We start from the raw sequence: 18,562 nt of genomic DNA on the forward strand, positions 1-18,562 counted from the left end.
GCCGGTAGTTGAATCCCCGGAGAGCAAAGGTCCGGTCACCGTTTCCGTCGTCGAACGCGCCGGTCAGCCAACGGGTGTCCAGGTTCACGCGGCAGACCCGCCCGGACCGGTATGAGGAGCGGGTACGCGGCGAGCGCTTGGCGGACGGTGCAGACCACGCTGCTGGAGACGATGGCCGAGCACGACCTGAAGACCACCATCACCTTCCACCACCGCACCGTCGAGGCGCAGGCGTTCGCCGAGGGCCTGGAGCGGGTGGCGGCCCGGCTGCACGCGGTCGACCCGGTGCGGCAACCGGCGAAGGTGTGGACGGGGTGGCTGCGGGGGGGGGAGCACGATCCCGGGCACCGGGCCGCCGTCCTCGCCGACTTCGGCCGGCGTGCGGGGCGCGCCGTGCTGGCGAACTGCCGGGTCCCGGGCGAAGGCGTCGACATCCGGGCCGTCGACAGCGTGACGCTGATCGACCCCAAGGGGTCCGCCGTCGACATCGTGCAGGCGATCGGCCGGGCACTGCGGCAAAAGCCCGGCGAGGGGAAAATGGCGACGCTGATCGTGCCCGTGTTCCTGCGGGAAGATGAAAAGCCCGAGGACATTATTTCTTCGAAGTCGTACGGGCCTCTTATTCGGGTTTTAAATGGGCTACGACCGCATGGTGAACGCGCTATAGAATTGCTTGCCGTTCCGCAGAAAAACCAGAAACGCATCGTACAGCCGTCGCCCGTCATCGGGCCGTCGGCCGCCGACGGGAGGAGGAGAGCCGGCTGCTGCTGCGGTTCGCCGCCCCGCGGGACCCGGCGCTGATCGCGAAGTGGATCAGCTACCAGGTGTTCGACACCGAGCGGCAGTACTGGCAGCGCGGTTACGAGGCCGCTTGGCGGTACCAGGAACGCGAGGGCGACCTGGAGGTCCCGTACGACCACGCCGAAGGCGCCTACCCGCTCGGGCGATGGCTCTCCGACCAACGCCGCGCGTACCGGGCCGGGACCATGACCGGCCAGCGGGCCCGCGACCTGGAACAGTTCGGGATCGTGTGGGACACCGCCGACGCCACCTTCGCCGAGAACCTCGCCGCCGCGCGCGCATACTACGAGCTGAACGGGACGCTGGCCGCGCCGCGGCACGCGACCGCGCTGGACAAGCCGGTCGGGCAATGGCTGACCAACATCCGCCAGCCCGGCGGACTCGGCAAAGACCGGTACGCGCCGAGCAGCGGGCCGCCGCACTCGCCGCGATCGATAGGGACTGGAACCCGGCAAGCGGGGATGGACGGTGGACTGGCAGCGGCACTACGCCTACCTCGCCCAGCTCCTCGAGGAAGGCGCCCGCCTGAAGTCCATCAGCCCCGGGGTGACCCGGCACGGCGAGGACGTCGGCCGGTGGCTGGCCACCCAACTGCGGGACTGGGCCCTGCTGAACGCCGAGCAACAGGGCCGCCTCGACAAGCTCGGCGTCACCCCGGCGAGGTTCGTACCCGCCCACACAGCGCCCACGAAGAGGGCCGGGAAGCCTTCGAAAGGGGCCTCCAGGCCCCCACTCAGTACCTGGAGCGGCAAGGCAGCGGCACACCGGGACGGGGATACATCGAACGACTCCCGGACGGCAGCGAGCACCGGACAGGGGTGTGGCTGGCCAACCAACGGCAGCGCCGCGACCGGCTCAACGCCGAGCAGCTCGAAGCCCTCGCCGAACTCGGACAGGAGTGGGCCAACTCGTGACCGCTGCCCAGCCCCCGGTTGTTGAAGTGGCCTCGCAGCGGCCCGCACAATCGGCGGCCCTCGCGCCTGGTCGTTCCAAAATTTTGGAACGCCTGGCTGGACGGGCTGGGGCCCCATAGCGTGGCTGGATGTCGAACGAGCGAAGGCCAGCCATACCTGCGGCACTCAAGCGAGCCGTCCTTGAAGAAGCGGGCTACATGTGTGCCATCCCGACTTGCCGCCACACCACGACGGAGATCGCGCATATCGAACCGTGGGCCAAGGTCAAACAGCACACCTTCGAGAACTTGATCGCTCTCTGCCCTAACTGTCACACCAGGTTCGACCAGAAGAAGGAGATCCCAAAGCCATCCATCCTGCGATTCAAGGCCAACCTCTCCGTCATCAATGCCAGGTTCGGGCCGATGGAACGCCAGGTCCTCGAAGCCGCTGCGGACGACCAGACGAGGGACTCGTTTCGCTACCCGCGCGGCATGGAATGGGCGTTCTCCAACCTGGTGCGCGGCCAGCTCGCCGAAATCGTCGAGCGGCCGCCCACGTGGGGCCTCACCGAAGACGGCAGCCTCGGCATGAACGACCTACGACTCACCCCTCTCGGCCGGGACACCGCCGACCGGATCCGTGAAGGGCGCCTGCTGACAGGCGATTAGGACCCGGCCGGAGCCAGCCGGCCGGGCTTCACCCGTCCGAGGCAGGTCGGGCATCTGCGCCCGTGTGCGGGCCGGGAGTGGGAGGGTGGGCGGGTGGATGCTGCGTGGTGGGACCGGCGGGTGTACGGACCGGAATCGAAGGAGCCAGATCCGGGACCGAGGCCGGGGCACGTCTAACCGTCAGCGTGTCCAACTGGCTGCCGCCCTAGCAGCGGCTGTCGGAGCTGGGCGTGACGCCCGCCGAGCGGCCCACCGCGGCGGCCAGGGGTGCCGGGAAGGCGCCAGCAGCCTTCCAGAGGGGCGTAGCAGCCCCCGCCCAGTACATCGCCCGCGAAGGCCACCACCGCGTCCCCCGCGGCCACGCCGAACAGGTCGTGGTCGAAGGCGAGGACACCCCGGCGCTCGTAAAGCTGGGCGTATGGACCGCCAACACCAAGACCCGCCGCGACAGACTCACCGAGCCACAGCGCACCACGCTCCTTAAACTCGGGGTGGAATGGGCGTGATTGCGCTTCTCCACCTCGCCGGAGGGCTGGGCACAAGATCACCACGCTCGCGCGTAAACGGTGCAGGTCCGCCTGAGTTTCGCGGGCTGGGCGCGGGCGTCCTATCCTGCCCGGACCGCGGGCCTTCCGGTCCGCGGAGGGGAGGGAACCATGGAAAACAGAAGCACCACAGAGGCGACGTCCGTTCGGGAGTGCCCGGAGTGCCGGGCCCCGGTTCCGGTGGACGAGAGGTACGTCGACTGGTGCGCCGCGTGCGACTGGAACGTGGATCCGGGCAGACCGGACCCCGAGCCGGGTCGGATCCCGGCCGCGCGGCGCAGACTGGCACACGCGTACGGGGAGCAGCTCGCGGCCGAGATGGAGCAGGGCGGGGGCCGGAGCGGGTCCGTGGGGCGCGATGCCGCGACCCTGTCGGCGTTCGCGCTCTCCCTGGTGGTACACGGGGTGACCGTGGTGCTGGCGGTGATTGGGATCCTGCTGGTCGTGCTGGGCTGGGACACCGGCGTGCAGCCCGTGGTGGGCGCGCTGCTGCTCGGCCTCGCGGCGGTTCTGCGGCCCCGGCCGGCGCGGCTGCCGAAGGACGCGCCGGTGCTGTACCGCGCCGACGCGCCGCGGCTGTTCGAGCTGATCGACGAGGTGGGGACCGCCGTCGGGACGGCCGGGGTGCATGCCGTGGTAGTGGCCCCCGAGGCCAACGCGGCGGTGACCACATACGGCCTGCGGGCGCGGCGCATGATGATCCTGGGCCTCGGACTGTGGGAGATCATCCAGCCCCAGGAGCGGGTGGCGCTGCTGGGCCACGAGCTGGGGCACTTCGCCCACGGGGACACCCGGCGCGGCATCGTCACGGGCGGAGCGCTGCACACGCTGGCCACCTGGTTCTACATGCTGGCACCGACCCCGCGGGGCGGCCTCCTCGACCGGTTCGTGAACGCCGTAACGTTCCTGCCCCGGTGGACGGTCTACGGGCTGCTCGTACTCCTTGACCACCTGACGCTGCGGGCCTCGCAGCGCGCCGAGTACCTGGCCGATGTCAGCGCGGCCAGGGCCGGGTCCACGGAGGCAGCCGTCGGTTTGCTGGACCGCCTGCTGGCCAGTCAGGCGGTTGGTCCAGAGCTGCGCCGGGAATCGGTGGCCGCGCAGATGCAGGGCGGCTCGGCCGGCCGCCAGGCCCGCGACGCGGCCGAACGCGGGCTGTGGGAGCGGCTGGCCGCGCGCATGGCCGCCGTGCCGGAGCACGAGTACGAGCGGCTGCGCCGGGTCGCGGCCCGGCGCGGGCACAGCGTGGACAGCACGCACCCGCCGACCCACCTGCGCCGACGGCATGCCGCGGCGGCCGGCCCGTACACGGCGCAGGTCACCTACGACGAGGACCGTGCCGCGGCGGTGGCGCAGGAACTGGCCCCGGCCCGCGCCGCCCTGGCCCGCCACGTCATTCGCGACTACGCAGGCTGACCCCGCCGACCGCGTCCCAACCACCGGCGCCGGTCGCAGGCACGGGAGCGGGCCCCCGGTACCGGTACCGGTACCGGGGGCTCGAAGGCCCCGGCCTGCGTCACCTGGAGCGGACCCGGAAGACCGCGACGCTGAAGGCCCCCGACCCTGATTGCCGGGGGTCGGTGGCCGGGGGCAATCAAGGGGGCCACCCCACGCGCACAGCCCCGGCAGGGGCCCGCTCTACCGCCACAACCCGGTCCAATCCTCCTACCGAGGCCGCAGTCATTCACGGTGGCGGCCGGCCATACCGTCTCGAACCCGTCACCAGCACGAACGACGCTCTGCGGGCAGCCCAACCGACGGCGGTGCCTCCGCGCCTACCTGAGCTGCCACAGGCCCTCGTCCACGCGGATGTCGGATAGACCCGGCAATGGCGCTATCCGTGCCCAGTGGCTTGCCCGGCAGCACCCCGTGATCGATCGGCAGGTTGGGCTTGACCGATCCTCTTCCCGCGATCGGTCAACCAGTACGTCAGGGCCGTGACCGGCCCGTGCAACTCCTGATCGAGCCGTTGACCGCCCATCGGTCACCGGTCAGCCGCCACCTCACCGGGAGGCTCCTGGCCGACCGTGACCGACGTCCCCTGCCGACAGGCCCCAGCCGGGGCGGGCAAGCCGGGGTGTGGGGTGGCTTGCCCAGGCTCCCCTTCGGCTTGCCCTCGTGATGCAGCCGGGGCGGTAGCCCGGATGGCTTCCTCCACCTGCTGGGCGGCACCACCGAGGTTCCATCCGAGATGGCCCGTCTCTGCCCGCACTGCGAGACCGTCTTCAGCGTCGCCGACTGCACCAGCCGCCGGGTGTTCTGCTCTCCCACCTGCCGCGAACAGAGCCGCCGCCGCATCCCGGTCCAGCGGACCTGCCCGCAGTGCGGGAACGAGTTCACCACCGGCATCAGCCCCCGCCGGATCTTCTGTTCCACGGAGTGCCGAACCACGCCCGCGGCAGTGAGAACGCGATGGAGAGCCGGACCTGCCCGGTCTGCGACAACACCTTCGACTCGCCCAAGACCATCCGGAAGGTCTACTGTTCCCCGACCTGCCGCAGGGACGCCGAACGCTACCGCGACCAGGCCCGAGAGCAGGACCGAGCCCGCCGCCTCGGCGAAAAGCCTCACCCCGCCGCGGCCTCGCCTCCCGTGATGCCCGGCCTGCCGGCGACACCCAAGCCCGCGACACGAGCCGCCTACCGCCCGGCCCCGAAACGGGACCCGTTGGAGCCCACGGCAACCCGCAACTGCCCCCACTGCCAGCAGCCCGTCACCATCGTCGCTCTCCTCGCAACGCCGGAAGTCGCCCGGCCCTCCATGCCGACCGGGCTTCCCGATGTCGTCCCACTCCGCAGGGCTCCGTGACAGCACCATCAACTGGTCGGCAGCCTGGAAATCCAGCTGCCGACCACAGGTCCTGATGGCAGAGTCCGCCCATGGTCTTCCTACGTTGCGAAGCGGTCCGATGGGTCGATGACGAACCCCAGCCCGGCCTGATCGAGGTCCGCTTCACAGACGCCCACCACCAGCAGTGGGCCTTCATCGACAAGTGGCCCGTCTTCGCCGGAGGCGACGACTTGTCCGCTGACTCCCGCTACCCCGCCGAGGTCAGCATCCTCTGCGACATCCTGACGACCGGCGACACCACGGACACCTCGGACACCTCGGACACGGTCAAGATCTCCGTCACTCCTTGGGGACTCGAATCGCTCGAAGGGAACGTTGAGTTCAAGGTGAGGGCTGATCAATTGACTACCAGCTGAGGTTCACGATCGCTGGGCCCCGCCGACCTGACGGTCGGCGGGGCCCACGCATGCTCTCGGGCTCCCCAGCTTCCCCACACCGTTCACGCTGCAACGAAGTGAGGCGAAGAGCGACAGCGGCCGTTTTCAAGGCTCTGACCGCAGTTCCGTGACCGCTCCTGTAGGTTCTTCCGGACTCGCGTGGGCGGGTGCCCGGCGGAGGTAGGAGGGAGTGACCGTGGCTGACGAACGGCTCGATGCCGAGTGGCTTCGCGTCTGGTGTGAGCAGGCGGACGCGACGCTCGCGAAGCTGATGGATTCGTTCCAGGCACGGCATGGCTTCGAGCCGGGCAGCAACGAGGTCGTGCTCGCTTCAGAGGCGAGCCGTCCGGCTACCGACGCGCTCGTGGAGTTGACACCGGTTCCTTCGGACCTCACCACGATGTATTGGGTGATCGCCGAGGTCTCCTTGCCCGATGTGGAGAACGGCTACTTCGTTCACCCGGCCTCGCTGGTCGCGGACCACTTCCGCGAGTACGGAGCCGTCCAGATCGACGGGGAAGAGCCTGCCCTGGTATTCGCCAGTGACGGGGGCGGCCATCTGTTCGCGCTGGCGGGGTCTGGGCGGGTTTGGAGGTCGACCACCGCCTCGTGGTTCGATCAGTTCGACCTCGCTGCGGCCGGTCTTCAGGAGTTCTTCGAGGAGCTATCTCAGCAGATCAGTGCCCAGCTCTGACGGCTTGTCGAAGGTAAGCCGGCTCAAGGCTGGGTGAGGATCCGAATCCTCAGGAGCCGGAACGAGGCCCGGCCATACATGGCTCGCTTGATGTTTTGACCCTGTTGACGTGGCCTTCGACAACTCCTGAGCTCCAGTGCAGGGTCAAGCCCGCGGTGACGGCGTTGAGGTCGCCGCGGAGGAAGCCGGCGAATCCGCTGACGGGCCTGGGGGCGTCCTGCTCGGCCTGCCGGATCCACTCGGTCAGCAGGAAACCGCGCCGGTTCCGGAGGAGTTCAGCGAAGGCCCGGGCAAGGTCACAGGCCCGGGCAAGGTCACAGGCCCGGGCGATGTCTGGGCAGGCGATCCGCACGTCCAGCAAACGGCGGGCAAGGTCGGGCGGGAGGGTGTCCTGCGGCCGCATGATCCAGCCGGTGATCTGGCGAGGGCTGGGGATGTCGGCTCGGACGGGTTCGACATTGCCGACGCGGAGGGCAGCGAGGTGCTTGCGGACGACCTGGCGGCTGCCGTGGTAGCCGCGTTCGCGGATCTCCAGGAACAGCTGGCTGCCGCTGACCTGGCCGAGGCTCTCGGTGAAGCGGGTGTTCAAGTACGGCTTGAACGGCTCCAGCACTCCTACCGGGCGGCGTTCGTGGGCGGAGGCCAGAAGCTGGTCGAGGTCGGTGTCGCGGAACCGTCGGACGGTCTTGCGGTCGAGGTTCAGACGGCGGGCGATCGCACTGATCATCCAGCCTGCCGCCACGAGTTTGTGCACGTCGGCGTGGCGGTGGCGGGTCCGTTCGAGGATCGGCGTGCGTGGCAGCTCGTGCAGCGGGAGCTGCATCAGCGGGGGCGCCGCGGGTATCCCGGCGGTCTCTTCGTCAGCGCGTTTGCGCAGGCAGGCGCGATGTTGGTGGCACGTCTTCTCCACCGCGGCGGCGAGGTTCTGCAGCAGGTGCCAGCGGTCGGCGACTTCCACCGTGTCGGGGGCGGCTTCCTTGATCGCGCGGGTGTAGGCGGTGGCCCGGTCGCGGCAGATGATCTCGGCCCCGGGGTGATCACGCAGCCAGGCGGCGAAGGTCTCGGAGGTGCGGTCGGGCAGGACATCCACGACCCGGCCGGCCTCGACGTCGACCAAGAGGGTTCCGTAAGTGCGGCCCTTACGGAAGGCGAACTCGTCGACGCCGAGGACCCGCGGTGACCGTTCCGGCACAGTCGGAGGATCCAGGAGTTCCAGCAGCTGGGTGCGGCCCGCGACGAGGTGCATCCGGCGGCACAGCCGTTCGCCGGCCCGCCCCCCGAGCTCGACCGCGACCTGACGCAGCCAGCCCTTCAGCCCGAGGCTCGAGCGGCGGTATCGCTCGCTCAGCCCGCTGACCTGCTCGACGAACGTCCGCCGTGGCACGTGGCCCGGTCACAGAAGAACCGCCGGACCCTCAGCCTGACCAGCAGCTTCTTCCCGGACAAGGGCCGCTCGGCCAGGCACCGCTCGTAGCAGGAGTGGACCCTCCGGGCCCGGGCACGGCACCCCGGGCATCTGGGCGGCGGGCCACACGTAGTGGCCGCCACGACCAGGACCTTTGCCGTGAACTCCACGGCTTCCAAGCGAACATCGATGTCCGGGAACAGCACATCATCAAGCGAGCAGACCCCCACCAGCCAGACATGCCCTGCCGAAACGTTCCCGCACACGGGCCCTGACCTGGGGAATCACGGAACTGCGGTCAGAGCCGTTTTAATCCCCATCAGCCTCGATCCGCTTGTCAGACGTGTGGGGCAGGATGGCGCCATGGCACAGCAGATCTTGCCCCCGTCGGAGTCCTGGCGCCTGATCGACGCCTGGCTGGAGACGCACGTGGCCGCCGATTTCGCTCTGCTCAATCCGCCGGCGACGGCGGACGAGATCCGACATGCGGAACAGATCCTCGGCGCCCCGATGCCCGGTGATCTCGCTGAGTCTCTGCAATGCCACAACGGTGTGAGCACCTGGGCAACCATCCTGCCGGAGCAGTCCCCGCTCGCGGTGAGCGGCATCGTGGACCATTGGCAGACCTGCATGACCGTCGCGGCGGAGAACGACGGCCCGACCGCTCACCCCTGGGACGACGAGCCTTGGTGGCACCGACTCTGGGTTCCCTGGGCTGAGAGTGCCGATGGCGCGACGCAGGTGATCGACCTGCGTCCTGGCCCAGACGTCGGGCGTCTCGGCTGGGCAGGCCACAGCGGTGGCGGCGACTTCACCGATTCCTGGCCTGATCTGGCGAGCCTCCTCCACGCGGTCGCGCAGGCACTGCATGAAGGCGGAGACGTCCGCGGACTGCACCCCTACCTCACCACGCAAGGTGGGATGTGGTGGGACGAAGAGGGTTGCTCCGAACTGAACGGTCACCCGCTGAGGACCGCCCCGGTCGGGCTCTCCTGGCCAGCAGATTCCACGCGAACCACCCGATCGTTCCTACTTCTCAAGAACATTCCTAAGGCACCTGACCCGGCACCGTTCTCAGAACGCATCGACAACCGTTCCTCTCGGCGACCTACGCAGCCAGAGAGCAGCAGGTCGTCCGGGGGCAGCATCAGCTCCGCTCCGATTGCGGGGTCGAGGAGTTCCCGCATCCTCCAGTAGGCGGCGGAGCGGACGTTGGTGAATTCCCGCTCCCCGTCCCTGGTGCGCTGCTTGGTCTTGGCGGCGCCGGTGTACGGCAGTACGGGCACGCAGGGCCGGGCAGCCTCACATCCGGGATCTCAGCACGTCGACCTCACAGCCCGGTGAGAAGGGGTCGAAGCCGTGCTCGATCAGCCAGCGAACCGCCAGCAGGCTTCGCAACGACCACCATGCGTGGATCACGTCGAGGTCGATGTCGGTGCCATAGCCGGCGATGACGTCGTCGAGGTGCTCCTCGTGTCCGAGCGTGAAGGTGGCGAGGTCGCACAGGGCATCACCCCGGCCCGCCTCGGACCAGTCGATGATGCCCGTGACCTCGTCACCGTCGACGAAGACGTGCGCGATCTGCAGGTCGCCGTGCGTGAACGCCGGAGTCCACGGCCTGAGTGCGGCCTCGGCGACCTGGCGGTTGCGGGTGACCAGGTCGGCGGGCAGCACGCCGTTCGTAATGAGCAACTCGCATTCGTCGTCGAGTTCCGCCGCCAGCGCGATGATGCTCCGGCCGGCCCGGCCCGGCCGGGACGGCAGCGGCGCGTCGTGCAGCTTCCGGATGGCGGCTCCCGCAGAGGCCCACGCCGTCGGCGACCCGGTCGACGGCCCTCCGAGGCGCCCAAGCGTCGTCCCTGGCAGTGCGGCGATCGCGAGCACGGGCGGCTTGCGCCACAGGACCTTCGGGGTGGGGACCGGTGCCAGGGCCATCGCCTCGACCTCGACGTCGACGCGGGCCTGATCGGCGTCCACCTTCAGGAACACATCACCGACGCGCAGGGTCGCGCGCTCGGAATGGGCGACGACGACTTTGACCTCATCCATGGCGGCCAGTATCCCCGGATGGCCGATGACATTCGCTGGGTTAACTCCACGCGCGGCTGTCCGGGCACGCCGACCACGTCAATCGCTCCACCCGGGGTCGGCTTCCCACTACGGGAAGCCGACCCTCTGTGGTGTGTACGCGGCGGTCACTCACGCGGGCGACGACGCCCCGCAGCCGGCACCAGGCGCGCTGCGGTGCGGGCGGGCCTCGCTCCACGGTGGGCCGTGTCCGTCAGCGCAGAAGAGGAATCCCGTGCCCGACGCCCCCGTCGTCAACCCGGACGCCCCCGTCCTCGTCCGGGCCCTGCTGGAGAACCGCAGCGCGATCCTCGCCGCCGGTCCGGCAGTTCACCCTGTGGTGGCGGCTGTCCCCATCGTCATCGTCTTCAAGGGCGGTCTCGTGGTCGCCGGGATGGGGTTCATGTGGGTTGTCAGCCCGCCGCCTGATGTGGAGCCGCTTCCGGGTACCGTCTTCGCCGGGACGGCGAAGGCTGCCGCGACCATGCACTGGATCGGCGGCTTGGGCCTGTACGCCGGGGCTGCCGTCCTACGGTTCGCCGGCGTACGGGCCTTCCGTCGATCATGTACAGCCGCAAGCTCCGCGCCTTGGACGCGGCAAACGAGCACTATCTACAGGACCGGGACCTCACCAAAGACACGCGGGCGCTCCTTATCCGCGCGCAGCGGGCCCAGAGCACGATCATCGCCTCCCAGGTCCACCGCCTCGACCTGATCGACCGCCAGCGCAACGAGGTCGTCCTCCCTGTGCAGGTGTGGGAGATCGCGAGCGCCCTGCGCGAGTACAGCCGGCTGTCCGGTAGCACGGCGGCGGACAGCTCCAGTGCGGAGGTCGTCGCCCTACAGGCGGTGCGCCGCCAGGCGCTGCGCGTCAGCCAGGACGGCGTTGAGCAGCGCATCGTGGCCCTGGAGGAGTACGCCGCGCAGGTCTGGCCGATCTTCGGTATCGGGAGCTTCAGCAGATCCAGCGCCTGGTCGAAGGCAACGATGACGCGCTCGACCTCCTGGCCCGTACCGCGGCCGACGCGCTGGCCGTCGCGGAGATCGAGGCCATGAGCAAGGAGGCCGCCATCGTCGCGAAGACGTTCTCCCCCGCCCTCGACCGGGCGTCCGCCGCCGCCGTCATCGCCCTGCCCACCCGGGCCACCGCCTGAGCGGGCAGCCGGATCACGGACTCGTTGACGGTGTGAAGCTGTTGGTGTCCGTCGTGGGCGGCAGGGCCGGGCGTGCCTTCGGCAGTGCCAGGTCCGGTGTGCGCGACAGTGATCTTGTGAACCGCCGGACCCTCCCCCTGCTCCTCGCCGCCCTTTTGGCCACGGCCGGGTGCGTCTCCGTCACCCCCGTCGACAACAAGCCCCCGCTGGACCGCACGAACCGCTCGGTCCTGGGACCCGCGCGACAGCCGGGAGAGGCGCTGCCGCTGACGTCGTTGCCCGCCAGCCGGCCGCCCGCTCCTGCCGTGGTGGTCGTGCCCGAGGACAGCCCGTCGGCGCCGCGCAGCCGCCGGGAGCAGCCCCGCGCGGCGAAGGCCGACGGATCGGGCTCGGGGGTGCGTACTGTACGGAAGCCGGAGCGGCTGCCGGTGAAGGCGAAGAGTTCCGGCCCGAAGGGCCACGGCCCGAAGCCGAAGGCCAAGCTGCGCAGCGTGGGTTCGTCGAAGCCGGTGGTTCCCCAACGCTCGCGCCCGGGGGCGGCGCCGGGGGCGGGGGCGGGTCGTGTCTCCATGGCCGAGCTCTGCCGTTCCTCGCACGGGGTCACGAGTCCGGCGATCACCCAGCTCTGCCACGGCACATACCGGTAGCCCGCCAGTGGACGGCGTTCTCAGACAGGTTCGGGGAATCGGTCGGAGGGGCCGCCGGGGGCGTAGAAGCGCGCGCCGAGGTTGTCGTTCGGGTTGAGGTAGACCAGTGCGGTGAACCAGGGTGCGGCCTTGGCCGGGTCCTTGATCCGCAGGAGCTGGGCGTAGGCGAAGAGGACCCGGTGGGCGGGGCGGTTGTCGGTGTCGCCGTAGCGCAGGACGTCGCGGAAGGGGTGGGGCAGGGACTGCTTCAGGACGCAGACCCCGGCGGCCGCCCAGGCGAGAGCCGCCTCCAAGTCACCGGTGACGCGCGGCTGGCCCTGGTCGTTCTCGTCGTCCAGGTCGTCGTCCGCGTCTTCGTCGTCGAGGCCGGCGTACTCGTACGCGAAGGCGGCATAGGAGTCCAGGTCTCGCGGGTGCAGGAGACGGCCGCCGATCGTGACGCTGGCCTTGTGGTACGCGGCGTGGTGCTTCTCGCTGGAGTCCTCGTCGGGAGTCCAGATCCGCTCCATCGTCCACTCCGGCCGCGGGGGCAGGGCCGCGACCTTTTTCTCCAGCGGGGACAGCCCGCCCGGCTCGTCGGCGTACTCGGAGTAGTAGGCGGCCGAGTCGAACCGGTACGCCTCCCCCTCCGGCGCCCATGCGAGCAGCGGCCGGTCGAGTTTGCGCAGCGCCTCCACGGTGAGCTCGCCCGTGGGCGCGAGCCACGGGAGGGCACCTTCCGGCGTGGCCTTGGCTTCCTTCTTGTCGAACCCCATCCCCATGACGGCCAGTGTCCCGTTTCCCGAACCCGGCCGGGGGAACTTCGGTACACCCCTAAAGGATCACAACCCTCACTCGCACAAATATTCGAACAACTGCTTCAATGAGTGGATGGCGCACTTCCACTTCCCTGACGACCTCGTCTCTCTCAAGCAAGATCAGATCCGGATCTACCGCCGACTGGCTCTCCTGCCCGCCCTCGACACCGCCGTCCTTCGGCGCGAGCTGATCCGTCTCTCCTGTCTGATCAGCGCCCACCCGTACTGGGAGCAGCGTGCTTGGAGCACCGTGGGGCGGGTGGAGCTGCAGCAGGCGGCGGAGGCCGGCCTGGACGCGGTGCGGGAGCCGGTCCTGGGTGCGCGGTCGTCGTGAGCGAGCTGGAGGTCCGGCTGCAGCAGTGGCGTGCTGTGCGGGCCTGGCTCGGCTGGCAGCAGCGGCAGGCCGATCAGGCCATCCGCGACCTGGAGGCACAGCTGGCCGCCGCCGCCTCCCACCGGGCCGGACCTCGGCAGCCCGCGTCCCGTCAGCCCCCGCCGCCGGCGGTGGTGGTGGCCCGGCCGGAGTGGACGGTGACGTCGATACGGACCGCCCACGGCCCGAAGCCGCTGAACGTCCACATCGGCAGCTGCACATTCGACGACTACGGGAAGGCTGGCGTTATTCACGGGTTGTGGTTCTGGCACAACTTCCTTGAAGCCGTAAGCCGTTCCTGCCGTCCCCACCAGACCCCGAACTGGTGGCGAGTGCCATCCCCCGTCTGGCAGGGTCGGTCGCATGGATTGCATTTTCTGCGGGCTCATCCGTGAAGGCACCGCGAGTTGGGTGGATCGCGGTCCGGTGGCCTGTGCCTTCACTCCACTCAACCCGCTGGCGCCGGGCCACACGCTGGTGGTTCCGACGCTGCATTACGCGGATGTGTTCGAGACACCGCCCGAGGTACTCGCCGTGACGACGGCGCTGGTTCAGCGCGTGGCCGAGGCTGCGCGGACCGCCTTGAACGCCTCGGGCGTGAACATCCTCAGTGCCAGCGGCCCGGGATCGGAGCAGTCGGTGCCCCACCTGCACTTCCACGTCGTTCCGCGGTGGGTGGACGACGGAATCTCGACCTGGCCGACCGGACATTCCGCACACCGCGTTACCGGCGATCCGGGGGCGCGGCTCGCCGACGCCCTGGCCTCTGGCCGACACCACAGAAGTTGAGCCAGAACCACAACCCGTGAATAAAGCCACCAGCTGCACCTTCGACGACCACGGGAAGGCGATCAGCCGTGACGAGGCCCGACGGCTGATCACTGCAGGGCGTGGAACCCTGTCCGTTCTGCAGCCCCGAGAACGCGCTCGGCATGACCGGCTGAACCCCGGTTCGATTCGAGGTCTGAGGCATCCGGGGTGGCGGGTACGTTCGTAGTACGGGGCGCGGCCCTGGCCATTCAGGGGCCGCGACGGGGGCCGTACCCCGGCATCGAGAGGGCACCCCCGGTGCTCCGCTTCTGGGCACCAAGGTTCGCAGGGGCGGGTGCACCACTAGCTGTGAACTCCGGTTCGGGCGGCGATGCCGCGCAGCTCGGGTGTGGTGCGCCCGGAGAGCAGCAGGCCGGAGACGAGCGATTTCACGGCGGGGCGGGCGTGGGTTTCCTGCGGGGCCCAGTACTCGGCCTGGAGGAGGGCGCGGATGCATTCATCGCGTCGGCCCCATTGCGCGAAGGCTTTCGCGCGGTCGGTGAAGTAGAGCGCGCGCCGCTCTGTGGTCGGGAGCGCCTGGAGTGCGAGAGCATCGGCTGCGGCGATGGCGGCCGAGGGGTCTCCGGCGGTGTTCTCCGCCGAGATCAGGTGGAGCTGGACGGTGGCCCAGCTGAATCCGCCGTTGGTGTCCCGCAGGTGGGTGACGGAGCCCAGGCTGTTGGCGATGGCGGCGGCCTCGCTGGTCAGCTCGCGCATCCCGGCTTGGTCGCGTTGGTGGGCGACGGTGTAGGCGGCGCACTGGATCAGCAGCCCGCGCTGGGCGGCCCCGGCGTTGCCGAGTTCGCGCAGGGCCGGGTCATCGGCGGCGTTTAGGGCAAGACTCAGGGACTGGTCGTGCCATCCCGCCTTGCGGGCGAGGACGGCCTGCTGGCGGGCCGCCTCCGCCACCGCCACGGGCGTGCCGCCGGCGGTGGCGAACTGGCGGGCGCGGTCGGCCGCCATCCAGCCGAGTTGTGGCTCGTCGAGCTTGACGAGGATGCGCGTCGCCAGGAGGTAGGCCTGCGCCAGCACGGCGAACGTGTCGCCACTCCCGGACGACCGGTGTCCGGCCGAGATCAAGCGTGGGAGCCGTAGCGCGAGGCTGGAGTACGCGCAATTGTTGAAGTCGGCCGTGGCCCGGTGCAGTTCTACCGTGAGGAGATCCAGCGGCCTGTCGGGGGCTGTGCGGTCCAGCCCCAGCATCGCGTCACGCAGCCCGGCGGTGAGCGTCTCGCCGAGCTCTGCTTCTTCTGTCTTGGCCGGGGCGGCTCCGGCAACAGGGGCGCCCATGGCGGCCGCCGCGGTGACCGCCAGGTTCGCGAGCAGTTGCCTTCGCGTGCGCACCGGGTCCTCTCCGTCCTCGCGCCCTGGGCTTCCCAGAGTAGGGGCGGGCAGGCCGGGATACGGACTGGTTCGCTGACTGAGTGGATCCGGATCTGCGTCCGAGGCCGATGCGAGGCCGAGGTCCTGAGGTGGGATGTCGAGCGCGCGGGCGAACCTCTGGAGCACGGAGACGTCCGTCATGGCGGACTTCCCGCGCTCCAGTCGGGACACCTGGGCGCCCGAGTAGCCCGTCAGCGACCCGAGCTTCTCCAGGGTCATCCCCTGGACTCTGCGCACGGCTCGGACCACCTCGCCGGGTGTCGGCGCGGGTGTCACCTGTGGCTTTCGAACTGCGTCCATAACCCCGTCCCGGTGTAGCCGAGGCAGCGTGACCCCTCACGGCAGGGGCTCACACGCGGCCGTCCGAACTCGCACGAGATGCAAACTCCTTGCAGCCCTATGGCTACGGACTGTTGTACCGCGTCCGAGTGCGGTGGTCTTGGACTTGCCGCGGTCCACCAGTACCGCGCACTCCCCCACCCCTGTGAGCACTCCCAAGAAGGGACTTCTCCGTGGATCGGTACTTGCAGCATCGCGAACGTCTGCTGACGTCGTCCAGGCCTCTTCCAGACTTCGAAGCCGTGGGCTCGAACGGGCCCTGGCTGCACCTCGCCGACGGCCGCCGAATCTTCGACGGATCGAGCGGCCTGCTCTGTGCGAACGTCGGGCAGGGCAGTGCGGCAGTCTTCGCCCGCATCGAGAAGCAGTTCTCCCGATACTCCTTCGGCGGGGCCGCCGTCGTACAGCCCCACATCCAGATGGAACTGATGGACCGCCTGTGCCACGCGGTGGGCCGGCCGGAGGACTCCGTCGCGTTGACCACGTGCGGGACGCTCGGCGTGGAGGTCGCGGTGGGCCTGGCCCGCAACATCGTGCGCGTCCGCGACGGGAAGCGGCGCGGGACATCCTGACGTCCAGCCTGAGCCACCACGGCAACAGCGTGTTCACCCTCGGCATCGCGGGCAACCAGATCCGCAACCCCCGTCCCGAAGACCGCTACGGCCTGGGCCCCGCCTTCCCCGCGCCCTACCCGCCGACCCACGGCCACGCCCACGAAGGGCACGGGTGCGATGCCTCGTGTGCGGACGAGGTGGCGCAAGCGATCGACGGCAGGGGTGCGCAGAACGTCGCGGCGGTCCTGATCGAGCCCGTCAACGGGACCACGGGCGGCGCCTTCGTACCCCCGGGCGGCTACCTGAGGCGGGTCTCGGAAATCTGCCGAGAGCGGGGCGTCCTGGTCATCCACGACGAGGTCCTGACCGGGCTGTGGCGCACAGGTTCACCGCTGGCGAGCCAGCATTGGGACGGGTGCGAGCCCGACCTGGTCATCCTGTCCAAGGGCCTGGGCGCCGGGTACACCGGTGTGGGCGCGGTGCTGGTGTCGCCGGAACTCGCGCCGCTGCTGCGGCACAAGGACGTGGACCCGCTGCCCGCGATGGGCACCATGGCGACCCATCCGCTCATGGCTGCGGCCTGTCTCGGGGTACTGGACGAACTGGAGTCGAGGGACTTCGGCGCCTTCACCGCGCGCGGAGAACGTCTGCGAGCGTCTCTGCGGTCCCTGACCGATCACGCGGCGGTGCGCGAAGTCCGGGGCATCGGCCACCTGTACGGGGTGGAGGACACCGCGGGCCTGCTGTGGCCGCTGTTGGAGGAGTGCGAGCGGCGCGGCGTCTTCTTCTACCCGTTCACCGGAGCCGGCCACCCGCGCAGCGAGGGCCTGGTCGTCGCGCCCCCGCTGAACTCCAGCGACGACGACCTCGACTTCTTGACCGCCGCGCTCGCCGGCGCGGTCGCCGCCCTCAGCTAGCCCACCCGCACCCAGCTCACGGGGACGGACCGTTGCAACTCAGAGATCGAGGACACCTCATGCAGTTTCCCGTCAGTCATCGACCAGCTCGACGAGGCTCAGATCCGCAGCTGGAACGACTTCTATGGGGTGGGCGCCGACCGGCCCCGCTTCGAGGAGGAGGGCATCTGGCGGCGCACCCAGCAGGAGGAGACCGCCGAGAACTCCGGCTGGACCGGTGAGGGCGCTGCACGCCGCCGCATCGTCCACTACCAGCACCAGTACGGACTCGTCGACACCACGGCCGCACCCGCCCTCGCCATGACGCAGCTCTGCCTGTATCACTCGGTGGCGGCCCCGCGGTCCGAGATCGAGGAGGCGTGGGAGCAGAACCACGCGATGTTGTCCGAGGGGGGCTGGAAGCATGTCGGGCAGGGCCGGTTCGAGCTGGGGGACTTGCGCGTCCACCTGATCCGCATGGAGCAGCACCCGGAGGACCTGCGGGCCGGTCGTCGGCTCCCGGCGGACTACGAGGTCATCGACACCGTCTTCACGTCCGTCAACTGCTTCCCTCCCCGCGCGGTCCGGCGCCGGCCGTGGGAGGTCCTGACCCACGGAGTCCGCGTCAAGGACACCCCCGGCAAGCCGGTCTACGCCGACGACCTGGCGCAGCTCACGGACTTCCTGCCGTTCCAGGTCGAGGTATCGGGCGGTGGCGCGAAGGTCAGCTTCACCTCTCCGCCAGGGCCTGCGAGATTCCGGCCTTGCGGTCCTTTCTCCTTGCGTTTGAACGAGGGCAGGTCGTGGCTGGGACGGTCTCCGCGGTTCACAACTTCGGGGTCTTCGTTCACGTCGATGGCGAACCGGACGGCCTCTGCACCGGCTTCATCCGGGTGCCGGACCTGACGTGGGGCTGGATCAACAACCCCTCCGAGGCAGTCGAAGCGGGCCAGCGGATCACCGCTGAGGTGATCATTGCCGAGACGCGCTCCGGACAGGTCACGCTCTCACTGAAGGCTCTGCAGGAAGATCCGCTCATTCGGTTTGCGGATCAGGTCGGCCGGGTCCTCACCAGACCGATCACCAAGATCGTTCCCTTTGGCGTGTTCGTGCAGCTTGCTCCCGACGTTGTGGGGTTCCTTCACCTCTCAGAGCTGACTGACCGGCCGGTCGGGACGCCGGATCAGCTTGTCGACGAAGGACAGCTGATCACGGTGTGGGTCGCCGAGGTCGACCTCCAGCTTCACCGGGTGCGGCTGGGCGCCGCTGGAGGAGCCGACAGAACCTAAATGTGGGTGCCGAGCCC

The 18,562-nt window shown here is 69.6% G+C and carries 19 protein-coding genes and 2 pseudogenes; 16 read left to right on the forward strand and 5 right to left on the reverse strand.

Going from position 1 to position 18,562, the window contains the following annotated elements; translation table 11 throughout:
- Positions 1 to 147 precede the first annotated feature (147 nt).
- The 8 genes and pseudogenes from ACFYYT_RS29395 (at position 148) to ACFYYT_RS29430 (ending at position 6,831) form a co-directional block, all read left to right on the forward strand.
- On the forward strand, positions 148 to 801 hold the full coding sequence (locus ACFYYT_RS29395; protein ID WP_351819850.1) for a helicase-related protein: 654 nt from the start codon (positions 148 to 150) through the stop codon (positions 799 to 801).
- A gap of 23 nt (positions 802 to 824) precedes the next feature.
- Positions 825 to 1,166: pseudogene (locus ACFYYT_RS29400) on the forward strand (helicase associated domain-containing protein); the annotation flags it as partial.
- A 103-nt stretch (positions 1,167 to 1,269) separates the two neighbouring features.
- On the forward strand, positions 1,270 to 1,740 hold the full coding sequence (locus ACFYYT_RS29405) for a helicase associated domain-containing protein (RefSeq protein WP_351819864.1): 471 nt from the start codon (positions 1,270 to 1,272) through the stop codon (positions 1,738 to 1,740).
- A gap of 103 nt (positions 1,741 to 1,843) precedes the next feature.
- Entirely contained in the window at positions 1,844 to 2,365 is a 522-nt protein-coding gene (locus ACFYYT_RS29410) for an HNH endonuclease signature motif containing protein (protein WP_351819847.1), read from the forward strand.
- Between the two features lie 230 nt (positions 2,366 to 2,595).
- Positions 2,596 to 2,871, forward strand: a complete 276-nt coding sequence (locus ACFYYT_RS29415; RefSeq protein ID WP_351819844.1) for a helicase associated domain-containing protein — start codon at positions 2,596 to 2,598, stop codon at positions 2,869 to 2,871.
- 150 nt (positions 2,872 to 3,021) lie between these two features.
- Entirely contained in the window at positions 3,022 to 4,326 is a 1,305-nt protein-coding gene (locus ACFYYT_RS29420; protein ID WP_351819841.1) for a M48 family metallopeptidase, read from the forward strand.
- Positions 4,327 to 5,789: 1,463 nt separating this feature from the next.
- The gene (locus ACFYYT_RS29425) at positions 5,790 to 6,116 is read left to right on the forward strand and encodes a hypothetical protein (protein WP_351819838.1); all 327 of its coding nucleotides are present in this window, start codon (positions 5,790 to 5,792) and stop codon (positions 6,114 to 6,116) included.
- Positions 6,117 to 6,333: 217 nt separating this feature from the next.
- Positions 6,334 to 6,831, forward strand: a complete 498-nt coding sequence (locus tag ACFYYT_RS29430) for a hypothetical protein (RefSeq protein WP_351819835.1) — start codon at positions 6,334 to 6,336, stop codon at positions 6,829 to 6,831.
- 49 nt (positions 6,832 to 6,880) lie between these two features.
- On the opposite strand, the gene ACFYYT_RS29435 is transcribed toward ACFYYT_RS29430, so the two are convergent.
- A complete protein-coding gene (locus ACFYYT_RS29435; protein WP_351819832.1) occupies positions 6,881 to 8,215 on the reverse strand; it encodes an ISL3 family transposase in 1,335 nt (444 codons plus the stop codon).
- A complete protein-coding gene (locus ACFYYT_RS29440) occupies positions 8,176 to 8,502 on the reverse strand; it encodes a transposase family protein (RefSeq protein WP_388609839.1) in 327 nt (108 codons plus the stop codon). Before ACFYYT_RS29440 ends, ACFYYT_RS29435 begins: the two co-directional genes overlap by 40 nt.
- Before the next feature lie 97 nt (positions 8,503 to 8,599).
- Between ACFYYT_RS29440 and ACFYYT_RS29445 the strand changes: the two genes are divergently transcribed.
- Positions 8,600 to 9,433: an SMI1/KNR4 family protein gene (locus tag ACFYYT_RS29445; RefSeq protein WP_351819830.1), complete on the forward strand. Its 834-nt coding sequence runs from the start codon at positions 8,600 to 8,602 to the stop codon at positions 9,431 to 9,433.
- Between the two features lie 105 nt (positions 9,434 to 9,538).
- Here ACFYYT_RS29445 and ACFYYT_RS29450 read toward each other — a convergent pair whose 3' ends face one another.
- Positions 9,539 to 10,285, reverse strand: a complete 747-nt coding sequence (locus ACFYYT_RS29450; RefSeq protein WP_351819827.1) for a phosphotransferase — start codon at positions 10,283 to 10,285, stop codon at positions 9,539 to 9,541.
- Between the two features lie 582 nt (positions 10,286 to 10,867).
- Between ACFYYT_RS29450 and ACFYYT_RS29455 the strand changes: the two genes are divergently transcribed.
- Together ACFYYT_RS29455 and ACFYYT_RS29460 are read left to right on the forward strand one after the other, a co-directional pair.
- Positions 10,868 to 11,359 carry a hypothetical protein gene (locus tag ACFYYT_RS29455; RefSeq protein ID WP_351819824.1) on the forward strand — a complete coding sequence of 164 codons (492 nt, stop codon included), beginning with the start codon at positions 10,868 to 10,870 and terminating at the stop codon, positions 11,357 to 11,359.
- Positions 11,360 to 11,573: 214 nt separating this feature from the next.
- Complete coding sequence (locus ACFYYT_RS29460; RefSeq protein ID WP_351819821.1) at positions 11,574 to 12,104, forward strand: hypothetical protein; 531 nt, start codon at positions 11,574 to 11,576, stop codon at positions 12,102 to 12,104.
- A 20-nt stretch (positions 12,105 to 12,124) separates the two neighbouring features.
- Here the strand turns inward: ACFYYT_RS29460 and ACFYYT_RS29465 are convergent, their stop codons facing one another.
- Positions 12,125 to 12,865, reverse strand: a complete 741-nt coding sequence (locus ACFYYT_RS29465; RefSeq protein ID WP_351819819.1) for a hypothetical protein — start codon at positions 12,863 to 12,865, stop codon at positions 12,125 to 12,127.
- A gap of 109 nt (positions 12,866 to 12,974) precedes the next feature.
- On the opposite strand from ACFYYT_RS29465, the gene ACFYYT_RS29470 reads away from it, so the two are divergent.
- A complete protein-coding gene (locus ACFYYT_RS29470) occupies positions 12,975 to 13,235 on the forward strand; it encodes a hypothetical protein (protein WP_351819816.1) in 261 nt (86 codons plus the stop codon).
- A 402-nt stretch (positions 13,236 to 13,637) separates the two neighbouring features.
- Entirely contained in the window at positions 13,638 to 14,063 is a 426-nt protein-coding gene (locus ACFYYT_RS29475; RefSeq protein WP_351819811.1) for an HIT domain-containing protein, read from the forward strand.
- Positions 14,064 to 14,387: 324 nt separating this feature from the next.
- Here ACFYYT_RS29475 and ACFYYT_RS29480 read toward each other — a convergent pair whose 3' ends face one another.
- Positions 14,388 to 15,767, reverse strand: a complete 1,380-nt coding sequence (locus ACFYYT_RS29480; protein ID WP_351819808.1) for a helix-turn-helix transcriptional regulator — start codon at positions 15,765 to 15,767, stop codon at positions 14,388 to 14,390.
- Positions 15,768 to 16,048: 281 nt separating this feature from the next.
- Between ACFYYT_RS29480 and ACFYYT_RS29485 the strand changes: the two are divergent.
- The 3 genes and pseudogenes from ACFYYT_RS29485 (at position 16,049) to ACFYYT_RS29495 (ending at position 18,545) form a co-directional block, all read left to right on the forward strand.
- Positions 16,049 to 17,277: pseudogene (locus tag ACFYYT_RS29485) on the forward strand (aminotransferase class III-fold pyridoxal phosphate-dependent enzyme).
- A gap of 129 nt (positions 17,278 to 17,406) precedes the next feature.
- Positions 17,407 to 18,162, forward strand: a complete 756-nt coding sequence (locus tag ACFYYT_RS29490; RefSeq protein WP_351819805.1) for a hypothetical protein — start codon at positions 17,407 to 17,409, stop codon at positions 18,160 to 18,162.
- Entirely contained in the window at positions 18,060 to 18,545 is a 486-nt protein-coding gene (locus ACFYYT_RS29495) for a S1 RNA-binding domain-containing protein (protein WP_351819802.1), read from the forward strand. Before ACFYYT_RS29490 ends, ACFYYT_RS29495 begins: the two co-directional genes overlap by 103 nt.
- Positions 18,546 to 18,562: the final 17 nt, after the last annotated feature.

It is taken from the genome of Streptomyces sp. NPDC002032, from assembly GCF_042890765.1.
Taxonomy (GTDB): domain Bacteria; phylum Actinomycetota; class Actinomycetes; order Streptomycetales; family Streptomycetaceae; genus Streptomyces.

What these genes read in the sequence shown, in the direction of transcription:
- ACFYYT_RS29410 (WP_351819847.1), top strand. Translation starts at nt 1,844, where the DNA reads ATGTCGAACGAGCGAAGGCCAGCCATACCTGCGGCACTCAAGCGAGCC.
- ACFYYT_RS29420 (WP_351819841.1), top strand. Translation starts at nt 3,022, where the DNA reads ATGGAAAACAGAAGCACCACAGAGGCGACGTCCGTTCGGGAGTGCCCG.
- ACFYYT_RS29425 (WP_351819838.1), top strand. Translation starts at nt 5,790, where the DNA reads ATGGTCTTCCTACGTTGCGAAGCGGTCCGATGGGTCGATGACGAACCC.
- ACFYYT_RS29445 (WP_351819830.1), top strand. Translation starts at nt 8,600, where the DNA reads ATGGCACAGCAGATCTTGCCCCCGTCGGAGTCCTGGCGCCTGATCGAC.
- ACFYYT_RS29450 (WP_351819827.1), bottom strand. Translation starts at nt 10,285, where the DNA reads ATGGATGAGGTCAAAGTCGTCGTCGCCCATTCCGAGCGCGCGACCCTG.
- ACFYYT_RS29455 (WP_351819824.1), top strand. Translation starts at nt 10,868, where the DNA reads ATGTACAGCCGCAAGCTCCGCGCCTTGGACGCGGCAAACGAGCACTAT.
- ACFYYT_RS29465 (WP_351819819.1), bottom strand. Translation starts at nt 12,865, where the DNA reads ATGGGGATGGGGTTCGACAAGAAGGAAGCCAAGGCCACGCCGGAAGGT.
- ACFYYT_RS29470 (WP_351819816.1), top strand. Translation starts at nt 12,975, where the DNA reads ATGGCGCACTTCCACTTCCCTGACGACCTCGTCTCTCTCAAGCAAGAT.
- ACFYYT_RS29475 (WP_351819811.1), top strand. Translation starts at nt 13,638, where the DNA reads ATGGATTGCATTTTCTGCGGGCTCATCCGTGAAGGCACCGCGAGTTGG.
- ACFYYT_RS29480 (WP_351819808.1), bottom strand. Translation starts at nt 15,767, where the DNA reads ATGGACGCAGTTCGAAAGCCACAGGTGACACCCGCGCCGACACCCGGC.